The following is an 18,357-nucleotide window of genomic DNA, read 5'->3' on the forward strand; positions in this document are numbered from 1 at the left end:
CCGTCGGGGTGACGCGCCGGGTGAAGAAAAACGCCCGCAGGCGTTTAAAGTAATAGTCTGAAAGGATAGCAGTTAACGCGCGCAGCGTCAGCCGTCTGCAGTGAGCATGCTAAAGACGCGCGCCAGGCGTCCGCTGCCTGAGGCCGTAATCGGGGGCTCGCTGGCGGCGACAAAACAGGATTCGCCGGGCTGCAGGACAAGCTGGCTATCCGCGCTGGCGAGCCGCGCTTCCCCCTCAATACAGAACAGCAGGGCGGCGCTGGCCGGTGCCAGCGGTTGCGCCACGGCGGAAAGCTGGTGGATGGCAAAGGAAAAATCATTGACCGGCACCGGAAAACAGAATGCCTGCGCGTCGCGCTCAGGCTTCAGCCGCAGCGTATCGGCGGCGCGGGGGGTAAAGTTCAGGTTAGCCAGCAGCTCCGGCATATCGATAAATTTTGGCGTCAGGCCGGCGCGCAGCACATTATCTGAGTTAGCCATGACCTCAAGTGCAGTGCCCTGCAGGTAAGCGTGCGGCGTGCCGGCAGAGAGAAACATCGCGTCGCCGGGCTGCAGCTGCAGCAGGTTAAGCAGCAGTGGTGCAAACAGACCGTTATCGTCCGGGTAATCAGCCGCCAGCTGCCGCACAGTCAGCCACGGCTCCTCATCGCGCGCCGCAGCCGCTGAACAGAGGATCGCCAGCGCGCGCCTTTTTTCATCCCCCTGCAGCGAGAACAGCGTGGCAAACAGGCGGGCAAGGGCGTCCGGGCCGTCCTGCTCAATAAAGTGCCCGATATGCGGATGGGCGCCCGCTACCGCGCTCAGCAGCGATACCATTTCGGGTCGCTCGCGGAAGCCGTTCAGCGCCTGAAAAGGGGTCAGCGCATAGAGCAGTTCCGGTTTATGGCTGGCATCTTTATAGCTGCGCTGCGGCGCATCCACCGGGATGCCGGCTGCGTTTTCACGGGCAAAACCGGCGGCAGCTGCGCGCTTATCGGGATGTGCCTGCACCGAGAGCGCTTTCGCCGCGCAGAGCACTTTGAACAGAAACGGCAGTTCACCGAACCGGTCGGCAACGGCGCTTCCCAGCATGGCGACCGGATCGCGCGCGATGAGATCGCGCAGCGAAGCGTGCCGGCCGTCAACAATCAGCGTGGACGAGCTTTTCGGATGCGCGCCCATCCACAGCTCTGCCAGCGGCCGGCCCTGCGGATCGGCAATACCATAAAGTTCCGTTAACGCCGTTGTGCTGCCCCAGTCATAGTACTGCAGTGAGTTGTTCAATTTATGCATGTTGCACCCTCAGCTGAACAGTTATTGCCCAGTAAAGCATAAAATTTCAGCAATTAGCGCGACCTGTGTGCAGGAAACGCGATGTGCCCGCATACTGTTTTATTGAATCGGATAACAATCCGGCCTGAAGCGGGGCGGTAAGAGGCCGCGCCCGGGGATTGCTTTCACTACTGAGAAAGGAGAAGAGGGCTATGGCAGCCAGTCGCACTGAAAAAGATTCAATGGGTCCTGTTGATGTGCCGGCAGATAAACTCTGGGGGGCACAGACCCAACGCTCGCTGGAGCATTTTCGTATCTCAACCGAGAAAATGCCGGTTGAGCTGGTCCGCGCGCTGGCGCAGACCAAGCGGGCAGCGGCAGAGGTTAACCGCGATCTGCAGCTGCTGCCGGACGATCGCGCAACAGCCATTATCCGCGCGGCGGATGAAGTACTGGCAAACCAGCACGCCGATCAGTTTCCGCTGGCGATCTGGCAGACCGGCTCCGGCACGCAGACCAATATGAATATGAATGAAGTACTGGCTAACCGCGCGAGCGAGATCCTCGGCGGCGAGCGCGGTATGGCGCGGCTGGTGCACCCTAATGATGATGTCAACAAAAGCCAGAGCTCTAACGACGTTTTTCCTACCGCTATGCACGTGGCGGCCGTTACGGCACTGCGCGAGCAGCTCATTCCGCAGCTGAAGGTGCTGAAAAGCACGCTGGCCGGTAAAGCGGATGCATTCAGCGATATTGTGAAAATTGGCCGTACGCACCTGCAGGATGCCACGCCGCTGACGCTGGGGCAGGAGATCTCAGGCTGGGTGGCGATGCTGGAGCATAATCTGAAGCACGTTGAAAACAGCATTCCCCATCTGACTGAGCTGGCGCTGGGCGGCACCGCCGTAGGCACCGGCCTGAATACGCATCCTGAATATGCCGTCCGCGTGGCGCAGGCGCTGGCCGCGCTGACCGGTCAGCCATTTATCACCGCACCCAACAAATTTGAAGCGCTGGCGACCTGCGATGCGCTGGTACACGCGCACGGTGCGCTGAAAGGTCTGGCGGCGTCGCTGATGAAAATTGCCAACGACGTTCGCTGGCTCTCATCCGGCCCGCGCTGCGGCATCGGCGAAATCAGCATCCCGGAAAATGAGCCGGGCAGCTCCATTATGCCGGGCAAAGTCAATCCGACCCAGTGCGAGGCGATGACCATGCTCTGCTGTCAGGTGCTGGGTAATGACGTAGCGATCAATATGGGCGGCGCGTCCGGCAACTTTGAGCTGAACGTATTCCGGCCTATGGTCATCCATAACTTCCTGCAGTCGGTACGGCTGCTGGCCGACGGCATGGACAGCTTTAATCATCACTGCGCAACCGGTATTGAGCCGGTACGGGAGCGTATCGATCAGCTGCTTAATGAGTCGCTGATGCTGGTGACCGCGCTGAACACGCACATTGGCTATGACAAAGCGGCCGAAATTGCTAAAAAGGCCCATAAAGAGGGGCTGACGCTTAAGGCGGCCGCGCTGCAGCTCGGTTATCTCGATGAGGCGCAGTTTGATGCCTGGGTGCGCCCGGAAGAGATGGTTGGCAGCATGAAAGCGTAATCCTGCAGGTGGCGGCCGTTTCGTCAGGCGAGGCGGTCGCTCCAGAGGTGCAGGCGCGGGATGATCAGATGCAGCGGCTGCGCCAGCGGTTTATAGCGGTGGGCGATATTCTCTGCATCATAATCCAGCAGTTCGCCCAGTACCGGCACCTGCGTTTTGTCACGGCACAGTACCAGCAGCGGAGAGGGGCAGGCCAGCTGCGTCTGTTTCTTCTCGCTGGCGCGCCAGACGCGGGCAATAGGCTGCACTTTGACCGGCCGCTTGATTTTCAGCTTTGCGCCTGCGGGCAGCGATCGCACCAGCTCCAGCTCCAGCTGAACTTTTTCTGCCCACTGCTCGCGCGTCCAGGGAGCCTGAGCGCGATTCGCTTTCAGGCTGCGTTCCAGCTGCTCAATAACGGCTTCCCGCGTCAGATTTTTAATGATGTTTTTGTTTGCCCAGCCAAAGCGCAGCGTATCCGGCGCATTGAGCAGGGGCACGCTGCGGTAGGCGTTCAGCGTAATCAGCCCGCGCAGATGCTGATGCACAAATTCAAAGCGGGCCTCGCTCGGCAAGCCTGACTCCACGGTGATGAGCTGCTCCAGCCGCTGTTTGAGCGCGTTGATTTCGCTGACCTGCTGCGTGATCTGCTCAGCGGCCTGCTCGTCCGCCTCAATACAGATTGCACCCGGCAGCCGCACGGCCGCTTTGGTACTGATCTTTTCTGACTGATGCTGCATAAACAGCCGGCAGTAGTGGGTGAGGGCCATCTCGCGCGCGCTTTTGCCCAGGTGCTGCGTCACCGCTATTTTATCAATCTCATCATGTTCGTGACCTTTTTCAATGGCCGGCAGGCTGAACACGCGCGCCACCAGCAGCGGCTGCTGTTCAATGCTGGTGCGCAGCGCACCAAGGCGCTGTTCCAGCGTATTAACGCACTCATGTAAGTCAGCGACTAAATCGTAGCGAGCCATACTCTCCTCCTTTGTTACAACATCCTTAATGTACCTGTGCGTGCACCGCTGACAAGCCTCTATTTTAGTTACAACAAACTTATAAAATTCAGTTTTACCGGGATCAGGCCGCGGAGATCAACACTAGCCTGACAGGAAGAGAGTTCAGCCTGCAGAATATCCATGTTATAACAACGCTTTACCTGATACGGAAAGCCCGTGCACTATCATTCAAAACCCGCGATACCCGCTGTTATTACGCTGGGTGCGGTCCAGATCCTTTCATGGGGTGGGTCGTTCTACCTGATGGCAGTGATGGCCGCGCCGATTATTGCTGAAACCGGCTGGTCTCAGCAGTGGGTTTATGGAGCGCTGTCGCTCGGTATCCTGGTCTCCGGCTTGCTGGCTCCACTTAGCGGTCGACTGATCGCCCGTGGTTACGGGCCGCTGATACTGGCAGGCGGCGGTGTGGTAATGGCGTCAGGGCTGGTGATTATGGGTCTGAGCTACCAGCCGGGCTGGTTTTTTGCCGCATGGCTGCTGATTGGCACAGGAATGGCCATGAGCCTTTACGATGCGCTGTTTGCAACGCTCGGCACGCTCTATGGCGGACAGGCGCGCAGCGCTATCACCGGCGTAACGCTGATTTCGGGCTTATGCACCACGCTGGTCTGGCCGGGAACAGCATGGCTGATTGCGTTCGCCGGCTGGCGTGATGCCTGTTTCATCATTGCTGCGCTGCTTACTCTGCTGGTCTTTCCCGCCTACCGCTATGCGCTGCCGGCGCCGGTCGTGCAAACCGGGAGCAGGGAAGGCCGGACTGGCGTAGCCTCTGATACTCTGCAGAGCGCTCTCTCGCCGCGACTTTTCTGGCTGCTGTGCGCCATTTTTACCCTCGCTTCGGTTATTATGACCGCCATCTCGGTTCAGCTTATTACGCTGCTTCAGTCCGGCGGCTATTCGCTGAGCGCAGCGCTGGCGCTGAGCGCCATTCTCGGTCCCTGTCAGATCGGATCGCGGCTTCTGGATGTGATGTTTAAGCGTAGCCATCCTATATGGACCGCTCTGTTCTCTGTGGGACTGGTGGCAGCAGGGCTGCTGCTGCTGGCGCTGTTTCCGGCAATGGCGCTGGTCGCTATGGTACTGTATGGCGCCGGAAACGGTTTGCGGGCCATCGTTCGCGGTACGCTGCCGCTGGCCGTTGTCAGACCGGAACAGTATGCCGTTATCACCGGTCGTATGGCGCGCCCGGCGCTGATCGGACAGGCGCTGACGCCGCTGGCGGGAGGCTGGCTGGCTGAGCATGCCGGCGCTGACGTGACCCTCTGGGTACTGTGCGGGCTGGCGGGTATAAACGTTGTGCTGGTGGCGCTGCTTAAGCAGCAGTTACCGGCGCAGGCGTCGTCCGTGCAAAACTAAGCAGCTTGTGCGCTAACCGGGCCGCAGATGGGGAATCCGTGCCCTGTGCGGTGGGGGTTGCTTCTAAAAAGCAACAGTGTTTGTTATATTTATTGCTCATTGTTCACTCATTGACGCGCTATAAAAACAAAAAGATAAGCCGCAACTCAGGATATTGAAATGTTAGATTATCGCTTCCCGACAGCTCTGCAGATGGTTTTAAGCGTCGCGATGGCGGAGCAACTGGGAAAACGCTCGACCAGCGCTATTCTGGCGTATGGTCTGGAGGCAAATCCCAGCTTTATTCGTAAACTGATGGTTCCGCTGACGCGCGACGGCATTATTGTTTCGACGCTGGGTCGTACCGGCTCCATTCACCTGGGCCGGCCCGCAGCGGAGATCACGCTACGCGATATCTATACGTCAGTCATTGAAGACAAAAAACTGTGGGCGTCGCGGCCGGATGTTGCACCGCGCTGTCTTGTCAGCGCCAACCTCTGCTGGTATTTCAAATCGATTGCTCAGGAAGCGGAAGAGGCATCGCTGAAAGTGCTGGAGACGCGCACCGTGGCGGATGCGCTGAATGAACTGAAAAGCAACGATACCAGCAATTGCGAACCGCTGCCGGACGCTGAACCCGCCGGGCTCTGCCAGAAAACCCGTTGATACCGGCGCTGCATGCGCGTCCGACGGTCAGGAAGATATAAAAAAGCCCGGCTTCAGCCGGGCTTTTCCATTTGTACCGCTGTTAAAGTGACGTTGCGCTTTCCGCACGCGTGCGGCGCGTTACCAGCTTGCGCAGCGTAACGTAGAACACCGGCGTCAGGAACAGGCCAAACAGGGTCACGCCAAGCATCCCGGCAAACACGGTTATACCGGTCACACCGCGCACTTCTGCGCCAGCCCCTTCACCCAGAATCAGCGGAACCGTACCGGCGATAAAGGCAATTGAGGTCATCACAATCGGCCGCAGGCGCAGACGACACGCCTCCAGCGCGGCAGCGGTCACGCTTTTACCCTGCATCTCCAGCTCACGTGCAAACTCCACAATCAGAATGGCGTTTTTGCACGCCAGCCCCATCAGCACCACCAGCCCGACCTGGACAAACACGTTATTGTCACCGCCGGTCAGCCAGACGCCCGCCAGCGCGGAAAGCATGGTGACCGGGACAATCAGGATCACCGCCAGCGGCAGCGTCCAGCTCTCGTAGAGCGCTGCCAGTACCAGAAACGCCAGCAGGACCGCAACCGGGAAAACGATCAATGCGCTGTTGCCCTGGGTCGCCTGCTGATAGCTCAGGTCAGTCCATTCGATATTCATGCCGTTGGGCAGCCTCTGCGCTGACATCATCTCCAGCTGCGTCATCGCCTGCGCGGAAGAGAGCACGCGCGGATCGGCATCGCCAATCAGATCCGCAGCGGGATAGCCGTTATAGCGGATCACCGGATCGGGGCCGTAGGTGGTGGCGACATGCACCATGCTGCCGACCGGCACCATTTCGCCCCGGTCATTACGGGTACGCAGCGAAGTGATATCCTCAACGCTGTCACGGAAATCACCGTCCGCCTGCGCCATCACGCGCCAGGTACGGCCAAACTTATTAAAATCGTTCACGTACGCGGAGCCGAGATAGACCTGCAGCGTGGTAAAGAGATCGGGTAACGCCACGCCCTGTGCGCGGGCTTTATCGCGATCGACCTGCACATCCAGCTGCGGAACATTGGCCTGATAGGAGGAGATCGGAAACATCATGCCCGGCGTCTGCATCACGGCACCGGAGAGGGTGTTAATCGCCTCCTGCAGTGCGCCATAGCCGAGGCCACCGCGATCCTGCACATAAAGCGAATACCCCGATCCCTGGCCCAGGCCCAGAATTGGCGGTGGCATAATCGAGAAGCCAAAACCCTGCTGAATCTTAGCGATTTTTGCATTCAGCTCCGCGTTGATCTCTGCCGCGCTGCGCGTTCGTTCGCTGAACGGTTTCAGGCCAAAAAACACCGTGCCGGCGTTAGGCGTATTGGTAAACTGCAGCGCGTTCAGGCCGGGAAACGCAACCGCATAGGCGACGCCGTCAGTATGCATGCCAATCTCGCTCATCTCGCGGATCACCGCATCGGTGCGCGCCAGCGAAGCGCCTTCCGGCATTTTTACGCCGCCGATCAGATAGAGCTTATCCTGCGTGGGAATAAAACCGCCCGGCACGCTGTGAAACAGCAGGCCTGCGCCGGCAAGCAGCAGCAGATAAACCGCAAACACCGCGCCGCGCCGGCGCAGCGTGGTGCCCACCAGGGATTCATAGCCCGTTGCACTGCGCTGGAAAAAGCGGTTGAACGGGCGAAACAGCCAGCCAAGCAGGCGGTCAATCAGCCGGCCCGGCAGATCTTTAGGCGCGTCATGGGCTTTCAGCAGTTTAGCCGCCAGCGCCGGCGAGAGCGTCAGCGAGTTAATGGCGGAGATCACCGTTGAAATAGCGATGGTCACGGCAAACTGCTTATAGAACTGCCCGGTCACGCCGGAGAGAAACGCCATCGGCACAAACACCGCGCAGAGCACCAGCGCAATGGCGATAATCGGACCGGACACCTCGCGCATCGCCTGGTGCGCGGCGGCCACCGGCGTCAGACCCTGTTCGATATTGCGCTCAACGTTCTCCACCACCACGATGGCGTCATCCACCACGATGCCGATAGCCAGCACCAGCCCGAAGAGGCTGAGCGTATTCAGTGAGAAACCCAGTAGCCAGAGCACGCTAAAGGTGCCAACCACGGAAACCGGTACCGCCAGCAGCGGAATAATCGACGCGCGCCAGGTCTGGAGAAACAGGATCACAACTAGGACAACCAGCGCAATGGCTTCAAACAGCGTCTGCACCACGGCGTGAATTGAGTCGCGGACAAACACCGTGGGATCGTAAGGTGCAGCCCATTGCACATCCTCCGGGAAGCGCGTGGCCAGCTCGTTCATTTTGGCCCGCACCGCGTCGGAGAGATCGATAGCGTTCGCGCCTGGCGCCTGGAAAATACCGATGCCGACCGCATCCTTGTTATTCAGCTGAGAGCGCAGGGCGTAGCTGCCGGAGCCCATCTCAATACGCGCCACGTCGCGCAGCCGGACCAGAGAGCCGTCAGCCGTGCTTTTCAGGATGATGTCACCAAACTGCTCTTCGCTCTCCAGCAGACCCTGGGTATTGATAGAGAGCAGGAAATCGCTGGCTTTGCGGGTCGGTTCCGCGCCAAGCTGTCCGGCAGAGACCTGCACGTTCTGCTCACGCATGGCGGTCATCACCTCTGCGGCCGTCATGCCGCGCGCGGCGACTTTGTTGGGATCGAGCCAGACGCGCATCGCATACTCACCCGCGCCGAAGATCTGAATCTGGCCGACGCCGGGGAGGCGTGCCAGCTCATCTTTCACCTTCAGGGTGGCGTAGTTGCGCAGGTAGAGCGAATCATACTTGCCGTGCGGGGAGAAAAGATGCACAACCAGCGTCAGCGTAGGCGACATTTTCTGGGTGGTCAGCCCCAGCTGGCGTACCGCTTCCGGCAGACGCGCCTCAGCCTGCGCCACGCGGTTCTGCACCTGTACCTGCGCCCGATCGGGATCGGTGCCGGGGCGGAAGGTCACGGTGGTGACCAGTACGCCATCGGAGCCAGCCACCGACTTCATGTACATCATGTTTTCAACGCCGTTGATCGCCTCTTCCAGCGGGGTCGCCACAGAATCCGCGATCGCTTTTGGGTTAGCGCCGGGATATTCGGCGCGTACCTGCACGCTGGGCGGCACCACGTCCGGATATTCGCTGATTGGCAGCAGCGGGATCGCAATTAGCCCGGTGGCAAAAATCAGTATCGATAGCACCGCCGCAAAAATGGGACGGTCGATAAAAAAACGAGAGAAATCCATAGAGTAGGGTCTCGGTTAAGGAGCGGGGCGCATCGCGACTGACTGAGCCTGTACCGGCATGCCGGGCATAAAGACTTTTTGCAGACCGTTTACGATCACGCGATCGCCTGGCTGCAGACCCTGCTGAACAATACGCAGTCCGCCGGAGAGATCGCCAGGCTGGATATCGCGCCGCTGCGCTTTGCCTTCGGCATCAACAATGTAGACATAGCGGCGGTCCTGATCGGTGAGAATCGCCTTATCATCAATCAGCAGCGCGGTGAAATCGGCACGACCCGGCAGCCGGACGCGGGCAAACAGCCCCGGCGTCAGTTCGCGCTGCGGGTTATCGAGCAGCGCGCGCATGCGAATGGTGCCGGTACTGGCAGTAAGCTGATTATCCAGAAAATCCACCGTGCCGCGATGCGGATAGCCGTGTTCGCCGGTCAGGGAAACCTGCAGCGGCAGGGCGCCGCGCTGTTCGCCCTGGCGCGCCAGCTGCTGATAGTGCAGAAATGTTGCCTCATCGACATCAAACCAGACATACATCCGATCCTGGGAAACCAGCGTGGTCAGCACGCTGGCGCTGTCGCCTGCCGTGACCAGATTACCGGCGGTGATCAGCGCGCGGCTGGCGCGGCCATCAATCGGGGCGGTCACGCGGGTAAAACTCAGGTTGAGGCGGGCCATATCAACCGCCGCCTGCGCCGCCAGCACGCTTGCCTGCGCCTGCTGCGTGGCCGAACGACGCTGCTGCCAGATCTCGCGGGACACCACCTGGCTGTTGATCAGCTTATCGGTACGATCCGATTCACTGCGCGCCAGCGCCGCCTGCGTGCGCGCACCGGCGAGCTGCGCCTCAGCCTGCGCCAGCGCGGCACGGTAGCTGCGGTCATCAATGGTGAACAGCACCTGACCTTTTTTAACCTCATCGCCTTCGCGATAGTTTACCCGGTCGATATAGCCGGAAACGCGCGGGCGCAGCTGAACGCTCTCGACCGCCTCGATCCGGCCATTGAAGTTATCCCATTCGCTGACCTGCTGCCGGATCACCTGTGCCGCACTCACCTCCGGCGGCGGCGGCGGGGCGTTTTGCGCCACGCCGCGATCGCAACCCGCCAGCAAACCTGCCAGCAGCGCCGCGCCTGCCAGGCCAATAGCCTGACGAACCCTGTCTTTTTTTCCGGACATTATTGTTATTCCACGTTGATGAAGCACGAAAGACGACGTAAAAATATGCAACTTTAACGATTGCATTAATCGGGAGGAGTGTAGGTCGCGGCGAAGTGCATCTGCAAGAATATCTGATACACTTTATGTGCGGTCTGACGGGCGCTCAGCGCAGAGAGAAAAACCCTGCTTTATGTGCGGCATTTAATGTAATAATAAAACTTGCATTAAGTGCGATAGTCAGTCACCCTTAAAGTGTAACTGCAACTGATACTGATACTGTTCGTAACGGCGACGGGAGAGAATGGGATGATGAGCGACGCGTTTATGCACGATCTGATTGACTGGATCGATAACAATATCGAAGCACGGCTGGATCTTGATACCGTGGCTGACCGGGCGGGCTACTCCAAATGGCACCTGCAGCGTATGTTCAAAGAGCACACCGGTTATCCGCTGGGCGAGTATATCCGGGCGAAAAAGCTGAAAAAATCAGCGGACCGGCTCACCACGACCAACGAGCCTATTCTGAACGTAGCGATTTCGCTGGGTTTTGATTCCCAGCAGTCGTTTAACCGCAGCTTTAAGCGCCAGTATGGCGTAGCGCCCGGCGCGTGGCGTCGTCACGCTTCACATGCACCCGGTGCCATGCAGTAAGTTCTCCGCCAGGGCCAGCCACGCTGGCCCGCGTCAATTTCCCGCCTGAATCTGCTATGCTGACCTCCTTTTTTCAGGGGTGTCTCAATGTCAACATTACGCTGGATCGGCCTGCTGGCGATCGTCATTGTCTGCTGGATCGCGCTGCGACCACAGCTTAGCACGCCGCCTGCCAATCCCACGGCTGGCCACGTCACGGTTTCCTCCTCCGCTACCATTGATGCGCTGACGCAGGCCGAACGCGTTGCGGACTGGCTGGTACAGCATCAGCGTCTGCCCGATTTTTACCTGACCAAAGCGGCCGCGCGCCGTCAGGGATGGGAGCCGGATAAAGGCAATCTGTGCGAGGTTCTGCCAGGGCGCGCCATCGGCGGTGACCGTTTCAGTAACCGTGAACAGCAGCTGCCGCGTCAGGCGGGACGGCAGTGGTATGAGGCGGACGTCAATTACCGCTGCGGGCGACGCGGCGCTGACCGTCTGATCTACTCCTCCGACGGGCTGATCTACCTCACGCGCGATCACTATCGCAGTTTCAGAAAGGTGCACTAGGCGTGCTGACTATACATATCGACTTCGCCACGCTGCGCGATCGCGCGGCGTTTTATCAGGCGCTCAATGCGCAGAGCGGTGCGCCTGCTGCTGCGGGCGAAAATCTGGACGCGCTGTGGGACTGGCTGACCGGCGGCATGGCGCTGCCGGCAACGCTCTGCCTGATACATGCAGAGCAGGCTGCGCAGCAGGCGGAGTTTGCGCCGGTTCTGGCGCTGCTTGAGGAGGCGGCGCAGCTGCTGGAGGGCGAGCTGCGCCTGGTCTGGCGCTGATCAGGCGTGCAGCGGCAGCAGCAGCACCGACAGCGTCTGCCGCGCGCCGGCGGGCAGATCGCTACCGCCCGTATAGCCATTATTCTCCACAATCAGCTGGTTGAGTCCGACCAGCCAGTCATAGATATAGAACGCCGTATGATTAGCGGGCGCAGCCGTCAGCCGCGTCAGGCGCTGGCCTGACGAGAAGCTGACGCTCGGCGCGGGCGGACGGGAAAAAATCGTCTGCCCCCGGTTTACGCGGCTTTCAGGCCGCTCGCTCTCCGGGCGCTGTAAAAAACCGAGCCAGGCGACAAAATCACCCAGCACCGTCATGGCGCGCGAAACCTGACGATCGGTGCGTGCTTCATGCGTGCTGCTGTCCGGCTCATTCAGCGCGCTCTGCAGCCTTGCCAGCAGCTTAAGACGAAAACTGGCCGCAATCAGCTCCTCAGTCAGCAGCTCCATGGTGGACTTGTCGACGTTCAGCAGCGCCAGCAGGCTGCGGTTCTCAGGCAGCTGGCGCAGATGCGCCAGCCACAGCGTCAGAACCTGCTGCGGAAACTGCTGATCGCTGCGGACGCTCGTATGCTGCGGCTCGCCGGCGGGAGCGGGCGCGTCGCTGAACAGATCGAATTCAAAGCCGATACCAAAATAGCTTTGCTCCGCAGCGGGCTTGCCGCTGTGCGCCGCCGTTACCGCGCCGCTGCTCTGACTCAGCCAGAGCTGGCGCACGGCATCACGCGACGGCTGCAGCCGCTCCAGCAGCTCACCGTGCAGGCCGGTGCGGTGCTGCAGACATTTCAGCAGCGTATCGGCGATGGTCTGCTTACGCAGCGCCTGCTCGGGTGAGGCGCTCGCTTCTGTCCACGGCTGCAGCCGGGCCGCCACTTTCTGCTGCAGCGCGCCCGTCAGCAGCGCCAGACGGTCGCGACGCGCCTCGGGCTGCATCTCCTCCTGCAGCCAGCTGCTCATGCGATCGACGCCAGCGCGATCCTGCGCCAGCATTGAGCCCCAGCTCTGACCCGGCTGGCCGATCTGACGCTGTACCGCCTCATCGACATTGATCTGCTGCGCCTGATAGCGCGCATCGTAAGGGGTTATCGCCCAGATCAGACGCGGTTTTTCGCTGCCGCTGCTTGCGTTCTGCTGCATCTGCCATTCGCGCAGCGCGCTGGCGGCGGGATCGGCGTCGTGCCGCTGGCTGGCGGCGGTGCAGATCAGCATCAGGTCAATACCCTGGCGCGTGGCGTAAAAACCGGGCAGCAGGGCGCGCTTCTGCTCCAGCAGCTGCGCACGCAGCGGATCGCGCAGACGCAATTGTGCCTGCTCCTCCTGCAGCTGGCGATCGGGAAGCGTGCCGGGTGCAGGCAGATCCAGCATGTCCGCCTCATCATAGAGCGCCTGACGCGGCGTGGAGCTGAGCGGTATGGTCAGCTCCAGCGTCAGCAGCGCCAGCTCGCCGAGCGCGACCCGCTGTGGCTTACCGCTGCGGCTGGCTACCACCGGACAGACCTCAATCATCTCCTGCAGATCGGCGTCGTGACCAATCAGCTTTTCAGCCGGCAGCTGCGCATCATCCACCAGCAGCGAGAGCGGGGCCAGCACGCGCGGCGCGTGGCGCAGCTGCTGAAGCAGGTGCAGCAGCGGACGCAGCGTCTCGCTCAGGGCGGGCTGGCCGGGCCAGAGCAGGGCATAAAGCTGTACGCGATCATCGACGCTCAGCCAGGGCGCCAGCTCGGCGGCCTGGGGCCAGAAATGGCGATCCAGCGCTTCAGCGTGACGACGATGACGGCGGCTCCATCCCCACAGGGTGATGAGCGCGTCGCTCTCTGCGCCAGGCTGCGGCTCGTTCAGCCGGTGACGCTGCAGGCGCTGCAGCGTGGTCTCAATGGTGCGGATATCCGCGCCGTCACGCTCAATGCGGGCGCTGGCGAGCAGCAGGCGGATCAGCTCCGCTTCATTAAGCAGCGTCAGCTCAACCGGCCAGGCGCCGGAGGCCGCTTCACGCTGATGACTGAAGCGCGTGGCCGCAGCGAAATCGAGATTACCGGGATTGATATGCTGAAAGTAGTTGAGCACTTTGTCACTGAGCCGGGTCATCAGCTGACCCTGCGCGTCGCCCACCATTTCACTCAGCAGCCAGGCTTTACCCGCCTGCGACTGCCCAAACAGCGCCAGCGTAACCGGGCGCGCCAGCTGCAGCGCCAGCGCCTGGCTCTCAGCGCGCGCGCGGCGCAGCTGCAGGCGCAGCGTATCCGCTTCCAGCGCCAGGCGCGGCGAGTGCGGCTGCTGGGCATCGATCCAGCCGAGCGCGCTGTCCAGCGTTTCCCGCAGCAGGCTCAGTCGCTTAGCCGGGGTGGCGGTGGTTTTTCTGGTCGTTCTCATCGTTTACAGACGCTCCCGCTGTCAATCCAGTATTGCGCGTTAGCATTGCCGCTGCCGGAAAGGGTGTTGAGCTTCAGACTCAGCTGCTCCAGCGGCACCCGCGTGCCATCATCCAGCCGCGCGTCGCTGAGGATCAGCCGCTCCGGCCCGTTATTATCCGGTCCCGGCTCTGCTGCCAGCTTAATACGCAGCACGCTTTCACCCGCAACTTTACGCGCCAGCTGCGGGTCGGTGATGCTCAGGCTGTAGAGCGGCGACGCCGGCCAGCGGTCGTTCTCCAGCTGACGAAAACCGAGGCAGACGTTGCCGCGAATGCGAAAGCTGCTTTTGCGATCCAGGGCAAAACTGCTGCTGTCGAGATCGATTTCGCTGTAGCAGAGATTATCATCGCTGAGCGTGGCATTTTCATCCAGAACGCCAAGATAGCGAATGGTGGAATAGGGTTCAAAATCACCGGCGCGGAACCAGAAGCTGCTGAGACGCAGATCGAGCGCCAGCAGGCAGAGCATCGCGCCCACCGCCGCGGTTGATTTCGGGTTATCGATGCGTCCCTGTTTATTAAACGGATACCAGTCGCTGGTGTGATACCCCTCCAGCGAGAGGATACGGCTGCCTGGCAGCGGCTGCAGATGACGCACCAGCGCCTGGATGCCGGGAAAGCGCGACGGCCGGCCGGTCAGCAGCAGAACATCACACTGATAGAGCGACACCACTTCGCACATGGCGCGCAGCGCCGGGATAATAGCCATACGGTGCTGCAGAAATTCGCCGTGCAGCTGCGCCATACTGACAACCAGCGGCACCTGCAGCAGATCAAACCGGCTCTCGCTGCCCAGCGTGCGCTGAATTTCGCCATTCACAAACGCCAGCACCGCGTCTGCCGGCTGCTGCGGCACCAGTTCGCCAAACGGGGCGTTAATTTCGCTGTGGCTGTCGAGCGGATCCCAGTTCTCATACCGCTCCAGCACCGCCTGCGCCAGCGGGATAAACAGCTGCAGGGTGACCTGCTGACGCAGCGTCGCCTGACCATCCATCCGGCTGTCGTGGCCAAACAGCTTCTGCATCAGCGGCTCGGGCAGGGTGACGCCCGCTTTTTGCAGACTCTGCTGCAGCGCCGGCAGGATCCAGAGCTGGATCACATCCAGCAGAATATCATCGCCGGCAACCTTAAAGCCTTCGCGAAACAGCAGGCGCGGCGTAATTTTCACATTATTGCCCTGACCATCATCCAGCCGGTACTGGGTGATCGCGAGGTCGGTGGTGCCACCGCCGATATCGATTGAGGCGATGCGCAGGTTTTTGCCCGGCAGCTCGTCACTCTCACGCGGACGATCGGGACGCGCCATACTGCTGAAAAAATCTTCCGCCCGTCCGGCAAAGTTCACCTGCGTTTCATTAAACAGCCACACCATCTGGCCGCAGGTGGCTTCGTCCCACTCCATCTGCACATCCGGCAGCGGGCGCTGCGCGGATGCGGCGTCCCATCCCTCAGCCTGCCACACCAGGGCGAGCGCTTCCTGCATGCGGCGGCGAAATATCTCCCGCTCCGGCTTGGGCATCGCGGAGGGCAGCGTCAGGATCACATGCCGCAGCTGGCGCGGCGCCTGGCTCTGCGGCATGCGCTGGCGCTGTGCCACGCTGTTCATCTGCATCATCGCCTGCGCCAGCAGCTCGCAAAGCATAAAGGTCATCAGCGCGCTGCGGCTGTAGCTGGCGGAAAACACCGGCAGGCGATCTTCTTCAGCCAGCGCCCGCAGCGGTTCTCCCTCATCATTGATCATCAGCGTAAAGGGCAGCGCAATAGCCTGCGCCTCTTCGCTCTGACCGCCAGCGTTAAAGCGCCAGCCTGGCTGATAGCGCGCCTCATCCCACAGATAACGCCGCGGGCTGGAGATACCGGTGCTGCCTTCTGTGCCGGCGCGCTGCAGCGCCAGACGGCTCGCTTCGCGCCCTACGCGGGTCAGCGAGGGCCACATAAATGCGTTATCGCGCCCGCTCTGCAGCGAGAAACTCGCTTTGCCAAAGCTCGCCTCTGCGAACTCCAGCCGGCTGTCGAACAGTTCGTTATAGACGCGGTGCGGCTGTGATAAATCGCGCAGCTGCATCTCATACGTCTGACGCAGGCCGTTGCTCTCTTCCGGGTGATCTTCCACCAGAATGCCGCAGGTATGCGAGTTGCCCACGTCGAGAATGAGATCCACACTGACCGCCGGAGTTTGCAGCGACGCCGCCTGAATAGCGATCTCCGCCAGGTCGAGCTGTTCGCCCAGCAGCTCCAGCAGATTGAGATAGTGCGCCTGATACTCAAACTCGCGCAGCGCCTGCGTCAGCGCCAGCTCCCCGCGCGATTCCAGCGCAACCGCCCGCTGCACAAAGGTCTCACGCAGCCAGCCGTCGACCCAGGTCAGGTCGAGAAACTCGCCCAGCTCATAGTTGTGCCACGCCAGCGCAAAACTCACACCGTTCTGCGCGTCGGCCGCGCTCAGACCGAGCTCTTCACCGCCTTCTGCTTCCGGCACCAGCCGGGTGTCAAAGGCGAGGGTAATGCGGTGCGTATGGCCCGCTGCATCCGGTTCGCTGAGCGGCGCAAGGCGGGCGCGCGCCCAGTTATCGGGACCGCCGATAAAGCGGCGACCGCTGGTGCAGCGCAGCACCGGCAGCGGCAGCCACTGATTAGCCAGCAGGGCGAGGGAGTCGGTCAGGGCGACATCCGACTCCGGGCGTACCACTTCGGCCGCGCCTCCCTCCTCCGGGTAGAGCAGGAATTTACCGTTATTGCCATCGACGTGCAGGCGCAGCAGCGGGCCGTTGGCGGTCTGGCGCACAAACTGGCGGCGCGCCTGGGCAGAGGGCAGGCGCAGGCCAAAATCGAGAAACTGCACGCCGCTCGCTTCAATCAGCGTGATTTTCTGTTTGTCATCAATCAGAGGAGCCAACATGGTTACTTACTCTCACGCTTAATCGTCAACGGGAAGGCCTGCTCGGCCCCATACTGTGCGTTACAGCTGGCAATACCGTCGCCCGCTTTGCAGATCAGCTCCGGCATACGATAGCGCGACTTGTCGCTGCAGCTGGCGGTATAGCGGCTGCGCACCACCATGGTTCCGGCGCTGGTCATCGCGGCGGTGATATCCGCTTTACAGCGAATATTGTCGCCCTGACTGATCCAGGCGGTGCCTTTGCCATTGCGGATCTTATAACGCAGGCTGGGTGGTTTGCCGGTAGGCAGGTTGGTCTGCCGCAGCGTCACGCGCCAGGTGCCGTCGATAAATTTCACCGAGCCGAGGCGGGCGTCATCCGTGGTCATGATCAGATCATCCGCCTTTGCTGCCTCGGTATGTTCCGCCACAATTTCTGGCGGTGCGGCCTCCGCCGGTGCCGCGGGAGCCGCGGCCATACGCTGCGGCAGCGTCGCGGAGAGCGTCGCGGCTTTGACCAGCACGCCCGGCAGAACCGGCGCGCTGACCGGGGCGGGGGCCACGGCTGCCGTCAGGTCAGCTGCGGGCGCGGGCGTTTCGCTGTGCTGCATCCACAGCGTGACGCCCGCGGCAACTGCCGCCGCCGGCAGCAGCAGGGCGAGCGGGCGCAGGCGGGAGGGGCGACGAACCGGAGCGGGCGCTGCCGGTTCTGCTGCCGGCGGTGCCTCAGGCGGTTCCGGCTCAGACACCGCAGCGGCTTCAGGTTCGGGCTCGGGCTCAGCCACCGGTTCAGCACGCACCGGCTCCGGTATGACCGGGGGCTCAGGCTCTGCCACCAGCGCCGGCAGCGTCAGCTCCAGCGTATCGCGCAGGCAGGCAAGGGCGTCATCGCGCGTGCGCGCCAGCGGATCCACAAATCCCCAGAAGGTGATCACCGGTTTAGCGTCAACCAGATAGACATATTGCTGATCGGGAAACTGAAAGCTTTTGCTCAGCAGCGCACCAAACAGACGCAGCGCCGGCTTGTCCGCCGCGCGCGCGCGTTCGCTCAGCGCCTGCAGCGCCTGCTGGTACTGCGTCAGCAGCTCCAGCGCCCGGCGCCGCTCGCTGTCGCTGGCGGCGAGCCAGGATTTGACCTTACCCGCGTGCGGGGCATACCAGTCAAGGCGATCGCCGCTGTCGCTGGCTTGCGGAATAGCGAGACAGCCGGCGAGCGCATCCTGATGACGCAGCCGCAGCGTTTCGCGAATTTGCAGCGCGGAGATCCATACCGGCTGGCCGCTCTCACCCAGAGCCAGTACCGAATCCAGCTTGCCGCTGCGCAGAAAAGTTTTTGCCACTCGTTGGCCCTTA

Annotated in this window: 13 protein-coding genes; 6 read left to right on the top strand and 7 right to left on the bottom strand. The window is 61.3% G+C overall.

Features of this window, described 5'->3' with window-relative positions:
• Positions 1-87: 87 nt before the first annotated feature.
• Positions 88-1,272, bottom strand: coding sequence for a mannose-6-phosphate isomerase (gene manA / locus AC2CF9_RS01885; protein WP_484556118.1), 1,185 nt, complete (start codon positions 1,270-1,272; stop codon positions 88-90).
• A gap of 191 nt (positions 1,273-1,463) precedes the next feature.
• On the opposite strand from manA, the gene fumC reads away from it, so the two are divergent.
• Positions 1,464-2,861 (top strand): class II fumarate hydratase, encoded by a 1,398-nt coding sequence (fumC, locus tag AC2CF9_RS01890; RefSeq protein WP_484556119.1) that lies wholly within the window; start codon positions 1,464-1,466, stop codon positions 2,859-2,861.
• 23 nt (positions 2,862-2,884) lie between these two features.
• On the opposite strand, the gene tus is transcribed toward fumC, so the two are convergent.
• Positions 2,885-3,814 (bottom strand): DNA replication terminus site-binding protein, encoded by a 930-nt coding sequence (gene tus / locus AC2CF9_RS01895; protein WP_039384232.1) that lies wholly within the window; start codon positions 3,812-3,814, stop codon positions 2,885-2,887.
• Positions 3,815-4,012: 198 nt separating this feature from the next.
• On the opposite strand from tus, the gene AC2CF9_RS01900 reads away from it, so the two are divergent.
• Entirely contained in the window at positions 4,013-5,212 is a 1,200-nt protein-coding gene (locus AC2CF9_RS01900; RefSeq protein ID WP_484556120.1) for an MFS transporter, read from the top strand.
• A gap of 159 nt (positions 5,213-5,371) precedes the next feature.
• Entirely contained in the window at positions 5,372-5,857 is a 486-nt protein-coding gene (locus tag AC2CF9_RS01905) for an RrF2 family transcriptional regulator (protein WP_039384233.1), read from the top strand.
• An 82-nt stretch (positions 5,858-5,939) separates the two neighbouring features.
• On the opposite strand, the gene AC2CF9_RS01910 is transcribed toward AC2CF9_RS01905, so the two are convergent.
• Together AC2CF9_RS01910 and AC2CF9_RS01915 are read right to left on the bottom strand one after the other, a co-directional pair.
• Entirely contained in the window at positions 5,940-9,092 is a 3,153-nt protein-coding gene (locus tag AC2CF9_RS01910; protein WP_484556121.1) for an efflux RND transporter permease subunit, read from the bottom strand.
• A 15-nt stretch (positions 9,093-9,107) separates the two neighbouring features.
• Entirely contained in the window at positions 9,108-10,262 is a 1,155-nt protein-coding gene (locus tag AC2CF9_RS01915; RefSeq protein WP_484556122.1) for an efflux RND transporter periplasmic adaptor subunit, read from the bottom strand.
• A gap of 288 nt (positions 10,263-10,550) precedes the next feature.
• On the opposite strand from AC2CF9_RS01915, the gene AC2CF9_RS01920 reads away from it, so the two are divergent.
• The 3 genes from AC2CF9_RS01920 (at position 10,551) to AC2CF9_RS01930 (ending at position 11,719) form a co-directional block, all read left to right on the top strand.
• Positions 10,551-10,898 carry a helix-turn-helix domain-containing protein gene (locus tag AC2CF9_RS01920; RefSeq protein ID WP_039384236.1) on the top strand — a complete coding sequence of 116 codons (348 nt, stop codon included), beginning with the start codon at positions 10,551-10,553 and terminating at the stop codon, positions 10,896-10,898.
• Positions 10,899-10,985: 87 nt separating this feature from the next.
• A complete protein-coding gene (locus AC2CF9_RS01925) occupies positions 10,986-11,447 on the top strand; it encodes a ribonuclease domain-containing protein (protein WP_484556123.1) in 462 nt (153 codons plus the stop codon).
• 2 nt (positions 11,448-11,449) lie between these two features.
• Entirely contained in the window at positions 11,450-11,719 is a 270-nt protein-coding gene (locus tag AC2CF9_RS01930; RefSeq protein WP_150016090.1) for a barstar family protein, read from the top strand.
• Here the strand turns inward: AC2CF9_RS01930 and AC2CF9_RS01935 are convergent, their stop codons facing one another.
• The 3 genes from AC2CF9_RS01935 to AC2CF9_RS01945 are packed head-to-tail and all read right to left on the bottom strand — an operon-like array spanning position 11,720 to position 18,344.
• Positions 11,720-14,086, bottom strand: a complete 2,367-nt coding sequence (locus AC2CF9_RS01935; RefSeq protein WP_484556124.1) for a virulence factor SrfC family protein — start codon at positions 14,084-14,086, stop codon at positions 11,720-11,722.
• Positions 14,083-17,025 carry a virulence factor SrfB gene (locus AC2CF9_RS01940; RefSeq protein ID WP_484556125.1) on the bottom strand — a complete coding sequence of 981 codons (2,943 nt, stop codon included), beginning with the start codon at positions 17,023-17,025 and terminating at the stop codon, positions 14,083-14,085. Before AC2CF9_RS01940 ends, AC2CF9_RS01935 begins: the two co-directional genes overlap by 4 nt.
• 2 nt (positions 17,026-17,027) lie before the next feature.
• Positions 17,028-18,344: an SrfA family protein gene (locus AC2CF9_RS01945; RefSeq protein WP_150016093.1), complete on the bottom strand. Its 1,317-nt coding sequence runs from the start codon at positions 18,342-18,344 to the stop codon at positions 17,028-17,030.
• Positions 18,345-18,357 lie beyond the last annotated feature (13 nt).

The sequence above is a fragment of the Pantoea sp. SYBGC1 genome, assembly GCF_057197005.1.